3 protein-coding genes are annotated in these 16,853 nt (G+C 69.2%); all 3 read right to left on the bottom strand.

Translation table 11 applies throughout. From position 1 onward, the window contains the following. Nucleotides 1–141: 141 nt before the first annotated feature. Nucleotides 142–14,052: a non-ribosomal peptide synthetase gene (locus tag LGY53_RS18915; protein WP_225727997.1), complete on the bottom strand. Its 13,911-nt coding sequence runs from the start codon at nucleotides 14,050–14,052 to the stop codon at nucleotides 142–144. A 361-nt stretch (nucleotides 14,053–14,413) separates the two neighbouring features. Beyond that, nucleotides 14,414–16,063 (bottom strand): apolipoprotein N-acyltransferase, encoded by a 1,650-nt coding sequence (gene lnt / locus LGY53_RS18910; RefSeq protein WP_225727996.1) that lies wholly within the window; start codon nucleotides 16,061–16,063, stop codon nucleotides 14,414–14,416. A 121-nt stretch (nucleotides 16,064–16,184) separates the two neighbouring features. Continuing rightward, on the bottom strand, nucleotides 16,185–16,853 hold a 669-nt coding region (locus tag LGY53_RS18905; RefSeq protein ID WP_225727995.1), incomplete at its 5' end, for an IS630 family transposase.

The following is a 16,853-nucleotide window of genomic DNA, read 5'->3' as shown; positions in this document are numbered from 1 at the left end:
AAGGGTTTTCGTCGTCGGCGCGGGAATCCGGCGCGGCGGATCGTTGGTTGTATTCGGCCAGCACGGCGCGCCGCCACCGGCGCCCGGTCGGCCCCCAGTGACCGACTCTGGCACCACCGCTCGCCGATTCACCACACATGCTCACTGCCGTGTCTCCTTTCGCCGGGCGCGCACGGGCGAGTCGATGGACAGGTGTTCGTCGGGACGGTCGCCGTCGGCGGCGGACCCGTTGCGCGGCTGCGTCTTTCCGCGCGGTGGTAGCACGCCGGGCACCCGCCGCTGCCCGGATTCCACGGTCACCCGACCGTCGAGCTGATCGGCGGGCGCACCCGGAATGCGGCCCACCGGCAGCTGTCCCGGATTGGCCGGGGCGTATCCCTCCAGCGGTTCCGGCGATTCGCCGGGCTCGCGATCCCGGCGCCGCTCCCCCGCCGTACGCGCCTTGCCGCGCTTCAGCGGCTCGACGATCGCCCTGGCATCGGGTTCGGCCACGAGATGACGCCGCAGCACCGGGCCGATCACCGCGAGCGCCTCCGGTGTCGTCATTGCCGCATGGACGCAACGGATTTCGTGATCCTCGACCTGTCCGGTGATATACGGCAGCCAGGCGGCGGCCCGGCGTTCCGGATGGGCCCGGTTGATCTCGTCGTCGGCGGCGGTGAAGAACAGCAGGTCGCCGTCGAAGACGCCGGGCCGGAACCCGTTGGCCTGCACCGTGCCGTTGGTGTAGCCGGTGTAGAGCCGCTCGAGGTGGTCGACGGTCAGCGCCGCGAACGGGCCGGGCCGCGAGCGCAGCAGTTCCGCCGCGGCGCGCAGATCCGTCGCCGAATCGAGGTCGGCCGCGAGATCGCCGCCGAATTCGCCGATGATCTCGGCGATGGTCGGCACGGCCCGCTCGAACAGCTCACCGGAGAGCAGGTAGCTGTCCAGCATGGCGAGCAGCGCGACCCGATCGCCCGCCGCCTGCAGCCGCACGGCCACCTCGTGTGCGATCAGGCCGCCCAGCGACCAGCCGAGCAGATGGTAGGGACCGTCAGGCTGGACCGACTTGATATGAGCCACATAGTGTTCCGCGGCCTCGGCGATCGAGTCGAAGCTCTCCGCCCCCGCGACGTGCGGCGCCTGCAATCCGTAGACGGGGCGTTCCGGCGGAAGCTGACCGACCAGCCCGGAGTAGCACCAGGCCAACCCGATCGCCGGATGCACGCAGAACAGCGGGGCCGCGACGGCGGAGCTGCTCGCCCGGATCGGCAGCACCGGCGCCAGCGCCGTCGCGGCGATGGCGTCCGCGCCGTGCCCGTCGATCCTGGCCGCGATCGCGGCCGGGGTCGCCTCGCCGAACATCAGCGCCACCGGCAGTTCGATTCCGGAATCCCGCAGCTGGGCAACGACCTTCGTGGCCAGCAGCGAATTGCCGCCGAGTTCGAAGAAGCCGTCGTCGGCGCCGACCGAATCCATGCCGAGCACCGCGGCGAATGCGGCGCACAGTGCGGCCTCGGTCGGCGTCGCCGGTGCGCGGTAGCCCTCGGCCGCCGTGAACACCGGCTCCGGCAACGCTTTCCGGTCGAGTTTGCCGACCGGATTCAGCGGCACCTCGTCGATCAGCATGATCGCCTGCGGCACCATGTAATTCGGCACCCGTTCGGCGACATATTCGGTGAGTTCGGCCACCGAGGGCGCGGTCCCGTTGCGCGGCTTGACATATGCGACCAGCGCCATCGCACCCGCCGGCGTCCGGTGACCGATGGTGGTGACGAATTCGACGTCGCGGTGCCGGGCCAGCGCCGCATCGATTTCGCCGAGTTCGATGCGGAAACCGCGGATCTTCACCTGGAAGTCGGTGCGGCCGACGTATTCGATCTCCCGGTCGCCGCCCGACCACCAGCGCACCAGATCGCCGGTGCGGTACATCCGCTCACCCGGTGCGCCGAACGGGTTGGCGACGAACCGCTGCGCTGTCAGGCCGGGCCGGTTCAGGTAGCCGCGGGCCAGCGCGGCCCCGGCGAGGTGCAGTTCCCCGGTGACGCCGATCGGGGCCGGATGCAGCCGCCCGTCCAGGATGGTCGCGCCGACGCCGCGGATCGGGCCGCCGATGGTGATGGGTCCGCCGGGCGTCAGCGGCGCCGAAATCACCGTGACGATGGTGGTTTCCGTCGGCCCGTACACGTTGTACAGGTTGCGGCCGGGCGCCCACCTGGTGACCAGATCCGGCGGCAGCGCCTCGCCGCCGACCAGCACGTGCCGCAGTTCGGTGACGCCGGCCGGATCCACCGTGCCCAGCGCGGAGGTGGTGATGAAGGCGTGTGTGATGCCCTCGTCGATGAACACCTGCCGCAGGTCCGCCCCGCCGACGACGCCGGGCGGCGTGATCACCAGGGTGGCCGCGCCGCCGAGCGCGAACAGCAGGTCCAGCATCGCCGCGTCGAAACTCGGTGTGGCGAAATGCAGTACGCGGCAACCGGGCCGGACCTCGAATCGGGCCGCGGTCTCGGCCGCGAAGTTGGACAGGCCGCCGTGCGTGACCACAACGCCCTTGGGTGTGCCGGTGGATCCGGAGGTGTAGATGACGTAGGCCGGATTGTCGACGCGCAGCGGGGTGATCCGCTCTTGCGGGTCGAGCGGCCCGTCCGGCGCCGCGAGCACGGTGGCCCGGAATTCCGGATCGTCGAGCACGATCCACGCCGCGGCCGACGGCAGGTTCTCCCGATAGGCCGTGAGCGTAATGCCCAGCTCCGCACCGGAATCGGTGAGCATATGGGTGATGCGCTGCGCCGGGTACAGCGGATCGACGGGTACGAACGCCGCACCGGCCTTGGCCACCGCGAGCATGGTGGCCACCGATTCCACCGAACGCGGAATTCCGAGCGCGACAAGGGTTTCCGGGCCGACACCGTGGGTAATGAGTACTCGGGCCATCCGGTTCGTCCACCGGTCGAGCGCGTCGTAGGTGACCTGGGTGCCCTCGGCGGACAGCGCGACCGCCTGCCGGTCGGCGTTCGCCGCCGCGGCGAATACCTCGGGGAAGGTGACCGGCCGGTCTGCCTCGGCGCCGCGCACCAGGGCGAGCCCGGACCATTCGGCCGGGTCGAGTAGATCCAGATCGCCGACGGCGGCAACGGGATCGGCCGCGATCGAGGAGAGCAGCCGGACCAGCCGGTGGCCGAGCCGCAGCGCCGTCGCCTCGTCGAACAGGTCGCGGGCGTAGCTCACCGTGAGCGCGATACCACCCGGATCACGCTGCGCCGCAGCGGATCCGGACTGCTCGACGAAGGTGAACTGCAGATCGAATTTGGCGACGCCGGTGTCGACGTCGGCCGCCTCGATGCGCAGCCCGGGCAGCTCGAGCACCCGTGCGGGCTCGTTCTGCACCGAGAGCATCACCTGGAAGAGCGGGTGATGCGCCTGCGAGCGCACCGGATTCAGCACCTCGACCAACCGCTCGAACGGCAGGTCGGCGTGCGCGAACGCGTCCAGGTCGGTGTCGCGCACCGCATGCAGCAAATCCGTGAACCGGGCGCCTGGATCGACCCTGGCGCGCAGCACGAGCGTGTTGACGAACATGCCGATCATCCGGTCCAGCGCGGGATGTCCGCGACCGGCGATCGGGGTGCCGACGGTGATGTCGTCGGTGGCCGTCATCCGGTACAGCAGCACCGCGAGCGCGGCGTGCAGCACCATGAACATGCTGACGTTGTTACTGGTGGCGACCGCGCGCAGTCCGCGATGGGTGGACGCGTCCACCGCGCAGTGCACCGTACCGCCACGATAGGACGGCGTCGGCGGGCGCGGCCGGTCCGCCGGGACGGCGAGCAGCTCCGGGCCGTCGGCCAGCGTGCGGCGCCAGTAGTCGAGCTGGGTGCGCAGCACCGAATTCGGATCGTCCTCGGTGCCGAGCGTATCCCGTTGCCACAGTGTGTAATCCGCGTACTGGATATCGGGTTCGGGCCAGTCCGGCGCCTGGCCCGCAGCCAGCGCCCGGTACGCGGTGGCCACATCGACGGCGAGCGGCTGCAGCGACCAGCCGTCCATCGCGATGTGATGCACCACCAGCACCAGCACGTGTTCGGTCGCGCTCGGCTCCAGCAGGGTGGCCCGGATGGGGACGGTATTGGCCAGATCGAAGCCGGCAGCGGCGAAATGCCGCACGGTATCCGCGATTTCGGCCTCGGTGACCACCAGGGTGGTCAGCGGGACGGCGGCCACCTCCGGTTCCAGCACGCGCTGGCACGGCTCGCCGTCGCGCTCCGGGAAGACGGTGCGCAGGGTTTCGTGCCGCTCCTGCACCGCGTGCAGCGCGCCGCGCAGTGCGATGACGTCGAGCGGCCCGGTCATCCGCAGCACGACCGGAATGTTGTACGCGGCGGTGTTGTCGCCCGCATGGAACCGGTTGAGGAACCACAGCCGATACTGGGCCGCCGACAACGGAATTCGCTCCGGACGCACCCGCTTGACCGGTCCGGGGCGGGCGTCACCCGCGGTGCCGCCGTCGAGCAGCGCGGCCAATCCGGCGACCGTCGGCGCAGCAAAGACGGTGCGCACCTCCAGCCGGATATTGGTGGCCGCCGCCAGCCGGGCCACGAGTTGCGTTGCCAGCAGCGAATTTCCGCCGATATCGAAGAAGCTGTCGTCGGCGCCGATCCGATCCGCGCCGACCAGTTCGCCCATCACCCGCGCGACCAATTGCTCGGACGCCGTCTCGGGCATCCGATCCGGTACTGCCGCAACGAGTTCCGGTTCGGGGAGGGCGGCGGTATCCAGTTTGCCGACCGGCGTGAGCGGAATCCGTTCCAGCACGGTGATACTCGCGGGCACCATATGCGCGGGCAGTTGTGCCGCCGCGTGCGCGCGCACCGCGCCGATATCGAATCCGCGCCCTTCGGCGGGTTGTACATAGGAGACGATCCGCGCCGCGCCCGCGATCTGCCGCACCTCGGTGTGCGCGAACCGCACACCGGCGTGCCCGGCCAGCACCGCGTCGATCTCGCCCAGTTCGATGCGGAATCCGCGCACCTTCACCTGATGATCGCTGCGTCCCAGGTAGACCAGCTCACCGACGGAGTTCCAGCGCACGACATCGCCGGATCGGTACATCCGCGAACCCGCGGGCCCGTACGGATCGGCGACGAACCGGGCCGCGGTGAGCCCGAACCTGTCGAGATAGCCGCGGGCGACACCGAATCCGCCGAGGTACAGATCACCGGGCACACCCACCGGAACCGGGCGCAGCCGCTCGTCCAGCACCAGCGCCCGCGCGCCGCGCACCAGGGTGCCGATGGTGATCGGCTGTCCAGGGGTCATCGGACGCGAAATGGTAGCGACGACAGTGGTTTCCGTCGGACCGTAGCCGTTGAGCAGCATCCGGCCCGGCGCCCAGCGCGCCACCAGATCCGGCCCGCACGCCTCGCCGCCGACCATGATCGACCGCAGCCGCGGCAGCGGCCAGCGGTCCCGGTCGATGGTGGCCAGCGCGGCCGGGGTGATGAAGGTGTGGCTGACCTGTTCGCGCTCCAGCAGCGCGGCCAGTTCGTCGCCGCCGTAGATATCGGGCGGGCAGATCACCATCGTCGCGCCCGCGCCGACCGCGAGCAGCAGATCGAAGACCGCCGCGTCGAAGCTGGGCGAGGAGAAGTGCAGCGTGCGCGCGTTGCGGTCGACCCGCATGCGTTCGCGGATCTCGTCCGCGAAATTGGACGACCCGGCGTGGGTCACCGCGACGCCCTTGGGTTTTCCGGTGGAACCCGAGGTGTAGATGACGTAGGCGAGTTCGTCGGCCCGCAGCGGCAGCCAGCGCTCCCGATCGTCGATCAACTCCTCGGAGTAGCCGTCGAGTTCGGCGGCGACGGCCGGGTCGTCGAGCAGCAGCCATTCTGTCGTCGGACCGTCGCCCGCGTGCAGCCGCTCGGCGTGCGCGGCGACGGAAACCCCGACGCGGCAACCGGAATCGGTGAGCATGTGCCGGATCCGGTCCACCGGATAGTTCGGGTCGACCGGTACGAAGGCGGCGCCGGATTTGGCCACCGCGAGCACGGTGAGCACCGATTCGATCGATCTGGTCAGGCCGAGCGCGACCCGGTCGCCCGCGCCGATTCCGCGCTGGATCAGCGCCCGCGCCAGGCGATTCGAGCGGCCGTCGAGTTCGCCGTAGGTCAGCACGGTGGTTGCGGACCGCAGCGCGGGCCGGTGCGGATGCATATGCGCGGTGGCCGTGAAATACGCGGCGAGGGTGCACTGCGGCGTGGTCGGGCCGCCGAGCGCGGGGGCGAACCGCCTGCGCTCGGTTTCGGTGCGCGCGTCGATATCGCGGATCAGCACCCGGGGATCGGCGGTGATCGCGGCGAGCACCCGCAGGAACCTGTCGGCCAGGGTCTCGATCGTCGATTGGTCGAAAAGCTCTGCGGCGTACACGAATTCGAAGGCTCGACCGGGTTCGCCCGGACCGGCGTCGCAGCCGATATGCGCGACCCGCAGCTCCAGATCGAATTTCGCGCGCGCGATATCGAGTTCCTCGGCCCTGATGGCGAGTTCGGGCAGCTCCAGGATCGGCACCGGACCGTCCTGCACCGAGAGCGCCACCTGGAACCGCGCCCCGCGGCCCAACTCCTCCACCACCCGCTCGAACGGGATGTCGGCGTGCGCCATCGCGGCGAGTTCGGTATCCCGGTCGGCGCGAAGCAGCGCCGCGAAACTGCTGTCCGGATCGACATCCGAGCGCAGCAGCAGCGTGTTGACGAACATGCCGACGAGTTCGTCCAGCTTGGTGTCGGTACGCCCGGCGACCGGCGTACCGATGGCGATATCGCGTCCGCCGGTGACGAAGCGCAGCAGCACCGCGAGCGCCGACCGCAGCACCATGAACAGGCTGACGCCCTGCCCCCGGGCCAGCTGGGCGAGCGCCCGCTGGACGGGATCGGGCACCGTGAACCGCACGGTGCCCGCCTCCTGGGTCGGCTGCGCAGGCCGGTGGCGGTCGTATGGGAGCGGCAGCTCCTCGGGGAGTTCGGCGAGTGCGGTGCGCCAGTAGTCGAGTTGGGCGCGGGCCAGGCTGTGCGGATCGTGTTCGTCGCCGAGGCAGGCCCGCTGCCAGAGCCCGAAATCGGCGTACTGCACCGGAAGCGGCGGCCAGGACGGCGCCCCGCCCTGATGCCTGGCGATGTACGCGGCGGCCAGATCACGGGTGAGCGGCCCGAGCGACCAGCCGTCCGCGGCGATGTGGTGGATCGCGATGCCGAGCAGATGACGCTCGGCTCCGGTGCGCAGCAACATCATTCGCAGCGGAACGGATCGGACGAGATCGAATCCGCGCTGCGCCATCGTCCGCAGCAGTTCCCTGGCGCCCGCGTCGTCGGCGTCGACCGGCTCGAGCGCCGGGAGGGCGCGGCCGGTCGGCAGCACCACCTGGTGTGCGCCCGCATTGTCCTCCGGGAAGATGGTGCGCAGCACCTCGTGCCGCTCCACCAGGTCGGCGAGGGCGGCGCGCAGCGCGTCGACATCCAATTCACCCGCGATCCTGATGACGAAAGCGATGTTGTACGCGCTCGATTCGGGTGAGAATCGATTCAGGAACCACAGTCGCTGTTGCGGCAGCGACAATGGAAGGCGTCCCGGACGCGGGGTGTGCACAGCCAGCGCCAGCCGCTGCGTCCGGGGCGCTTCCGTAATCCGCACGGCCACCCCGGCGACGGTCGGGGCCTCGAAGATCACCCGCACCGGCAGTTCGACGCCGAATTCGGCGTGCAGCGCCGCCGCGAGCCGGGTCGCCAGCAGCGAGTTGCCGCCCACTTCGAAGAAGCTGTCCTCGGCGCCGGCCACCGGGTGGCCGAGGATCGCGCCGAAGACGTCCGCGACCCGGCACTCCAGTTCGGTCGCCGGTGCGCGGGACGGGCCGGACGCCGCGAAAACGGGTTCCGGCAACGCTTTTCGGTCCAGCTTGCCCGCCGGGGTGACGGGCAGCTCGTCGAGCACGGTGATCGCCGCGGGCACCATATATCCGGGCAGCCGCTGGCGCGCGGTCTCGGTGACCGCCGCCGGATCGAGTCCGGCGGCGCCGGTCAGATAGGCGGCCAGGCGCGGCTGGCCGTGCTCGTCGGTGTGCACGACGGTCAGCGCGAAGGTGACGCCGGGATGTCCGCGCAGCACGTGGTCGATCTCGCGCAGCTCGATCCGGAAGCCGCGGATCTTGATCTGGTCGTCGGCGCGGCCGAGGAAGCGCAGCCTGCCGTTGGCGTCGGCGACGACCAGATCGCCGGTACGGTACATGCGCTCGCCGCGGCGGCCGTGTGGGTTGGCCGGAAAGCGTTGCGCGGTAAGGCCGTAACGACCGTGATAGCCGCGGCCGAGGCCGGGGCCGGACAGGTACAGCTCACCGGGGGTGCCCGGCGGCACCGGATGCAACCGGGCGTCGAGTACGAACAGCCGCATGCCGCGCACCGGCAGGCCGAGCGGCACCGGCTGTCCCGCGACCAGCGGACCGGTCGCGGTGGCCGCGACAGTCGCCTCGGACGGGCCGTACATGTTGTGCATGCGACGTCCGACGGTCCACGCCTCGACCAGTTCCTCACCGCACGCCTCGCCGCCGACCAGCACCGCCTCCAGGTCGGGCAGGTCGGCATTGGGCACCGTGGCCAGCGCGGCGGGTGTGATGAAGGCGTGCGTCACCCGTTCGGTGCGCAGCAGCGCCGCCAGTTCCGCGCCGCCGTACATGCCGGCGGGGGCGACGACGACGGTGGCGCCCGCGGCGAAGCCGAGCAGCAGCTCGAGCACCGACGCGTCGAAGCTGGGCGACGAGAAGTGCAGTGTCCGAGCCGAATCCGTGACTCCGAACAGGTGCATCTGCTCATGCGCCAGCGAGGCGAGCCCGGCGTGGGTGATGATCACCGCCTTCGGCTTGCCGGTGGATCCGGAGGTGTAGATCAGGTACGCGGGGTGCCCGGTGCGCAACGGGTGGTGCCGCTCGGCATCGGTGATCGGCGCGACGCCGAATCGCGCCGATTCCGCGGCCAATTCGGCGGAGCCGAGCACCAGCCAGTCGACGTAGGACTTGCGGTGTTTGCCCCGGGTGCCCGCGGGCCAGGACGGCATGGCGGCCAGGCAGTCCGGCACGGTGATGCCGAGCATGGCGCCGGAGTCGGCGATCATATGCCCGATCCGCTCGGCCGGATAGCCGGGATCGATGGGCACATACGCCGCACCGGTTTTCGCGACGGCCCAGACGGCGACGATGGAGTCGAGGCTGCGCGGCAGCGCGACCGCGACCACCACCTCCGGTCCGGCCCCGTGCTCGATCAGCGTGCGCGCCAGTCGATTCGACGTCTCGTCGAGTTCCCGGTAGGTGGTGTCGACGCCGAGGTAACGCACCGCGACGGCGTCGGGCACCCGTTCCGCGGTGTCGGAAAGCAAGCGCGCCAACGTGATCGACGGTTCGGCGGGCGAGCCGGCGATGGGCACCAGGTTGGCGCTCTCCCGGCGGTCCAGGATATTGATATCGCCGACGGGCAGCTGCGGTGCCGCGACCGCCGCGCCGAGCACCGCGATGAACCGGCGGGCGAATCCCTCGATCGTGCGCTGGTCGAAAATATCGGTGGCATAACCGAATTCGGCCGTCAGCGGGCCGTCCACAAGGCTGTCGTGCACCTCGAGCCGCAGATCGAATTTGGCGATATCGGCGTCGATCGGCAGCACCTCGGCGTGTACGCCGGGCAGGTCGATGCGCAGTTCGGGGGCGCGGTCGTAGGACAGCATCACCTGGAACAGCGGATGCCGTGCGGCGGAGCGCTCCGGGTTCACCGCCTCCACCAGCCGTTCGAACGGGACGTCCGGGTTGGCGAAGGCGTTGAGGTCGGTCTCCCTGGTGATGTCGAGCATCCGGTCGAAACCCGCCGCCGGATCCACCTCGGTGCGCAGCACCAGCGTGTTGACGAACATGCCGACGAGATCGTCCAGCGCCGGATCGGAGCGGCCCGCGATGGGGGTGCCGATGGCGATATCGGTGGTGGCACACAGCCGGGCCAGCAGGGTGGCCAGCGCGGCGTGCAGCACCATGAACATGCTGACACCGCGCCCGGCCGCCAATTCGACTGCGGCGCGCCGGATTTCGGCGGGTATGGCGAACGGGACCCGGCCGCCCGCGGTGGACCGGCGCAGCGGGCGCGGGCGGTCCAGCGGCAGGTCGAGCTGGTCGGGCAGTCCGGCGAGCGCGCCGCGCCAGTAGGCCAGCTGCCTACTCAGCGCGCTGGCCGGATCGGCCTCCTCACCGAGCAGTTCGCGCTGCCAGAGCGCGAAATCCGCGTACTGCACGGGCAGCGGTATCCACTGCGGCGCCGTCCCCGCGGCCCTGGCCGCGACCGCGGTCATCAGGTCGCGGGCCAGCGGGGCGATCGACCAGCCGTCACCGCAGATGTGGTGCAGCACAACGAGAAATACATGCCGGTCCGGCGCGATCCGATACAGCGCAACGCGAATCGGCGCCTGGCCGCGCAGATCGAAGCCGTAGCCGGCGTATTCGGTGGCCAGCTCCAGCACGTCGGCGCCCGCCGCATCAATCGGGTCCATGGTGAGCGGGATTTCGGCGGCCGGGTGGATCACCTGATGCGGTCCGCTCGGCCCCTCCGGGAAGGTGGTGCGCAGGCTTTCGTGCCGCTCGATCACGTCGATGAGCCCGGCGCGCAGCGCCGCGGCGTCCAGCGGTCCGTCGATCCGCACCGCGAGCGGCATGTTGTACGCGGCGGCGTGTTCGGCGAAGCGGTTCAGGATCCACAGCCGCTGCTGCGCCAGCGAGAGCGGAATGTGTTCGGGCCGAGGGCCCGCGACCAGCCGCGGCGATGCGGTGTCCGGATTGTGGGTGGCGAAATGTTCGGTGAGTGCGGCGATGGTGCCGGTTTCGAACAGATCGCGGATGGTGAGTCCGGCACCGAGCGCGGCATTGATCCGCGCGACCGCGCGGGCGGCGGTCAGCGAATTGCCGCCGAGGTCGAAAAAGCTGTCGGTGACGCCTATTTCGCTGCTGGGCCGGTCCAGTACCTCGGCGAAGACGACGGCGAGTACCCGCTCGACCTCGGTGCGTGGTTCGGCGCTGGCGCGGCCCGCCCGCTGCCCCGCGGTCTCGGGGGCGGGCAGTGCTTTGCGGTCGATTTTGCCGTTGGCGCTGAGTGGTAGTTCATCGAGGCGCACGAGCACCGCGGGCACCATGTAGCCGGGCAGGGTGCGACGCAGCACGGCCAGCAGGGCCGCGGTATCCAACGCGTCCCCGACCGCGGGTGTGGCGACCACATAGCCGACCAGTTCGGCGCCGTTACGCCCCTCGTGCGCGATGCAGACCGCACGCGCGACCCGCTCATCGGCCAGCAGCGCGGCCTCGATCTCGCCCAGTTCGATGCGCAGGCCACGGATCTTCACCTGGAAATCGGTGCGGCCCAAGTACTCCAGCACACCACCGTCGGGCTGCCAGCGCGCCAGATCGCCCGTGCGGTACATCCGCGCACCCCTGGTGAACGGGTTGGCCACGAAACGTTCCGCGGTGAGCCGGGATTGGCCCAGATAGCCGCGGGCCAGCTGAATACCGGCCAGATACAACTCGCCCACCACCCCGGGCGGCACCGGCCGCAGCCGCGAATCCAGCACGTAGGTTTGGGTATTCCACACCGGCGCACCGATCGGCACCGACTCCGGGTCGGGCGGGCACGGCCAATAGGTGACATCCACGGCGGCCTCGGTAGGCCCGTACAGGTTGTGCAATTCGGGGCCGTGATGCAGCGCGGCACGGAAATCCCGCACGGTCGCCGCGGGCAACGCCTCACCGCTGCAGAACACCCGCCGCAGGCTCGCGCAGCCACGCACATCGGTGTCGGTGACGAACACCGACAGCATCGACGGTACGAAATGCGCCGTGGTCACACCCTTTTCGGCGATCAACCCGGCCAGATACGCCGGATCACGATGACCGTCCGGCGCGGCGATCACCAGCCGCGCACCGATCTGCAAGGGCCAGAAGAACTCCCACACCGACACATCGAAGGTGGCCGGGGTCTTCTGCAACACCACATCGCTGCCGTCGAGCGGGTACTCGTGCTGCATCCACCGCAATCGGTTCACGATGGCCGCGTGAGTCACCATGACACCCTTGGGTTTTCCAGTGGAACCCGAGGTGAAGATGACATACGCCGGATGATCGGCACGCAACGGCGCACGCCGGTCGGTATCGGTGATCGGACGGTCGTCGACCTCACGCAGATCCAGCGCGTCGACGGCCAGCTGCGGTGTGCCCGCCGGGAGGGCGAGCCCGTCGCCCGCGGCGGTGAGCACGCACACCGGGTCGGCTTGGGCCAGGATCTGTTCGATCCGGTCGGCCGGATGTTCCGGATCCAGCGGCAGATACGCCGCACCCGCTTTCACCACCGCGTACATCCCGACCACCAACTCCAGGCTGCGCCGCAGGCACAGCGCCACCGTGGTCTCCGGGCCCGCGCCACGCGCGATCAACAACCGGGCCAGCCGATTCGCCTGCCGGTCGAGCTCGCGATAAGTGAGCGTCGCGAAGCGACTCGTTGAGGGGCGGTGGTCGGGCGACGGGTGGGCCTTTGCGCTGTCATCGAATTCGAGTGCGATCGCGTCCGGGCAGATGGCAGCCCGATCGGCGAACAGCCCGGCCAGGGTGCCCTGCTGCGGCGCGGTCCGCGTCGAATTCCATTGGCGCAGCACGAGCTCACGCTCATCGGCGGTGATCGCCGACAGCTGCTCGGCAATCGTATCCGGTTCCGCAGCAAGGAATCTGGTGAGGAAGTCGAGGAACCGACGGTGGTGCACCTGGACCTCGGCCTCACCGTACAGGCGCGGATTGGCCTCGAAATCGACGTGGATACGCCCACCGGCACCGTTGTACAGATTGACCGACAGATCCTCCACCGGACCGGTCGACAGCACATGCATCGACCCGACCAGACCACCGAACCGCAACTCGTGGTGGAACAGCATGATGTTGACCATCGGACCGAAGAACCCACGCGCATCCCGCGAATAGCCGCAGTCGCGCCGGATATCGTCGTGCCGGTAACGCTGATGCCGCAGCGCACCGGTGATCTGCAACTCCGCCGCCTTCACCAGATCGCGAATCGTGGTGTGCGGGGCGAACTTCAACCGGATCGGCACCACATTCGACACCACACCCGCCGACCGGCGCAACGACACCGTCGTACGCGCCGACACAGGAAGACTCAGCACCACATCCGGATTGCCGGTCACCGAACGCACGTATCCGGCCAATGCCGCGACGAACAGGGTCGAGATCTGGGCGCCGAAGCCCTCGGTGGCGGCCATCGCGGCCGCGCCGAGTACGCCGGTGGCGATGCGCCTGCCCGCGTCCGGATGCGCCGGGCTGCCGCTGGCCGCCAGGCTGACCGGACCGCCCGCGCCGGCCAACTGCTCGAGCCAGTAGTCGCGGTCGGTGCGGAAACGCTGGGATTCCCGGTAGTTCGACTCGTCGGCGTACAGCTGCGCCAGCGGGGTCGCGCGCGAGCTGACCGGTTCGGTGCGCGCCTCCACCGCGGTGTAGATCTCCGCCGTGCGGGTGCACGCGTTCATCGCGCCGTAGCCGTCGATGACGATGTGATGGGCGCGGGCGTACCAGATGTAATCCGAATCCCCGGTCCGCAGCACCACATTGGTGGTGAGCGGGTCGCGCTCCAGATCGATGGGCGAGCTGGCGTGCTCGTTCATCCAGCGCAGCGCCGCCGCATGCGGGTCGGCCTCGCCGCGCAGGTCGATCCTGGCCCAGCCGGGCCTGCGGGCCGGATCCACCAGCTGATGTGGCACACCGTCGATTTCGATCAGCCGGACATGGCCGACCTGGGTCTCCGAGCCGAAGCGTTCGATCGCGTACAGCAGCCGCCCGACATCGAGATCACCGTGAATCTCGACGTATTGTGCGATGGTCAGCGGGACTTCGGGGCGAATGCGCTGGGCGTACCAGAGTGCGGTCTGGGCGGGTGAGAGTGCGAATGGGTGTGCCGAGAATTCGCCGGAGGTGCATTTGGCGACCCTATCGGTGGCCAATGAACTCATCAATCACTCCTTCTGCCGCTGTTGACGCATCTCCCCGCAACTCCCCGAGCATCGCCACCGCCGGGCACGCAAGCGCCAGTCGTCGGACGTGATCCACGCCCTATGATTCGGAGCATCACATCGGCCGGATTGGCACCGTTTACGATTTGTTTCCCTTCCAACCACATTGGCGGTAGGCCATTTTCAATGGCTACATCTCCGCAAACACGATGGAAGCGGCGGTCGGACAACGGAAATCGCCAGCAAACCCACATCAGAAGGGCGCAGCGTGCGCGTTTCGGCTACACGCTGGCGAACAGGTTCTCCCGGCACGCGAAAGACCCGTTGGTCACACCGGCCACGGAACCTACCGGATGTTCGGTTAGTCCGCGACGGCCTGGCTAGTCTCGGGCAACCGGTCTACGGCGCTGGCGCGCCGTGCATTTCGGCGCAGGACCACGGCCCACAGCACCCCGGCCGCGCACAGGATAACGGAGAGGTATTCGGGAATCGGCCCCAGGCGGGTGGCCAGAGTCGTCGTGTCGCGCAACGGGAGTCGCGCCTCCAGCGCGGCGGGCACGAACTTCGCGGTCTCCTGCCGGACCACGCCGTCGGCGGTGATGATGCCGCTCACCCCGGAGGTCGCCGCCACCACCAGTGCCCGGCCGTGCTCCACCGCGCGGACGCGGGACATGGCCAGCTGCTGATAGGTCATTTCGGAATCGCCGAAGGTGGCGTTGTTGGTCGGCACCGTGAGCAGCTGCGCGCCCGCGTGCATGGAATCGCGGAAGGCGCGGTCGAAGGCCACCTCGTAGCAGGTGGCGACGCCGATATCGATACCGTTGGCATGCACCGCGCCGGAACCCGTACCCGGAACGAAATACCCTGCGCGATCGGCATATTCGGAGAACAGTCGGAAGAAGCCGCGCATCGGCAGATATTCGCCGAACGGCTGGATGATCTTCTTGTCGTGCCGCTCCCCCGGCCCGGCCGCGCCGTTCCACACGATCACCGAATTGGTGGTGGTGCGGTTATCGTTCACCAGCACCGCGCCGACCAGGATCGGGGCCTTGATCCGCTCGGACGCCTGCGTGATGAGCTGTGCGGCATCGGAGTTGCGCAGCGGATCGATATCCGAGGAATTCTCCGGCCAGATCACCACATCCGGCTGCGGCGCCTGCCCGGCCGCGACCTGGCGCGCCAGCTCCAACGTCTCCCGGACGTGATTGTCGAGCACCGCGCGGCGCTGCTCGTTGAAGTCCAGGCCCAGCCGCGGCACGCTGCCCTGGATGGCGGCGACCGTGATCGTCCGGTAGCCGTCCTCCGGGCCGGGCAGCGTTGGCCGAAGGATCACCCCGGCGAGAGGCATGATAGCGAAAGTTGCTGTCGCAGTGATAATTCCGAGCTTCAGCGGCAGCCTACCTGCGTCGATGCCGCGCAGCGCGAGCACAAGCGCCGCGATACCGGTCCCGGTCAGCGCCACCGCGAAACTCACCAGCGGGGCGCCGCCGTACGCCGCGAGGGGCAGGAACCAACCGTCGGCCTGCCCGAAAGCCAAACGGCCCCACGGGAATCCCCCGAACGGAAAACTCGACCGCACCCATTCCGTCGTCGTCCAGGCCAGCGCGACCCACAGCGGCCGGCCCGGCAGCCCACGCAGCAGCCTGGTGAGCAGCCCGAACAGTCCGACGTACACCGCGCACACCGCAGACAGCGCCAGCCACGGCACCGGCCCGACATAAATGCCGGTCCACGGCAGCAACGGCACGAAGAACGCCAACCCGCCGAGGAAGCCGTACCCGAAACCCCCGCGCAGCTTCCCGGCCCCGCCCACCGCCAACGTCAGCAACGCGATGCCGAACGGCGCCAGGAACCACAGCGGACGAGGCGGGAAGCTGCCATATATAAGGAGGCCACCGAGCACCGCACCCAGCGAACGCACCAGTACCGGATACCGCCCGAGCAACGCCACACCGGCCCCGATACGCCTGGACCGCCGCACCCGCGACTCCTCGAGCAGCTCCGAACTCATGCGCACAGCCTCGCATATCGGGCCGACGGCGGCTGATTCGGTGTTAACGGACGCTTGGGTCCGGGAGTGATCGGCGCGTTGGGTGCGTGGTTGCGACGCTACGACGGCTCAATCGCCTCGGCTAGTGTTCTGCGCCTGAAATTCGTTGCAAATATCGTGCGAGGGAGTCGAGGATTTCCTCGGCTGTCTTGCGCCAGACGAACGGGCGGGGGTTGGTGTTCCACTGATCGACCCAGTTGCGGACGTCTTTCTCCAGTGCCGCAACGCTTTTGTGGACGCCACGGCGCAGGAGTTGTTGAGTGAGAAAGGCGAACCAGCGTTCGACCTGGTTGAGCCACGACGATCCGGTCGGGGTGAAGTGCACGTGGAACCGTGGGTGTGCGGCGAGCCATTGCTGGACCGGTGGTGTTTTGTGGGTGGCGTAGTTGTCGCACACCACGTGCACGTCCAGTTCGGCGGGCACGGCCTTGTCGATGCTGGTCAGGAATTTCTTGAACTCGGTGGCTCGGTGGCGGCGATGCAGCTCGCCGATCACGGTGCCGTCGGCGATGTTGAACGCAGCGAACAGGCTGGTGGTGCCGTGGCGGGCGTAGTCGTGGGTGCGGCGTTCGGGCATGCCCGGCATCATCGGCAGCACCGGCTGCGACCGGTCCAATGCCTGCATCTGGGACTTCTCGTCGACACACAGCACCACCGCTCGTTCGGGCGGATTGTGATACAGGCCAACAACATCCACGACCTTCTCGACGAACAACGGGTCGGTGGAGATCTTGAACCCGTCGCTGAGATG

The sequence above is a fragment of the Nocardia sp. JCM 34519.1 genome, from assembly GCF_020361265.1.
Classification (GTDB): Bacteria; Actinomycetota; Actinomycetes; order Mycobacteriales; family Mycobacteriaceae; genus Nocardia; species Nocardia arthritidis_A.
This window is presented reverse-complemented; position numbering and strand designations above follow the sequence as displayed.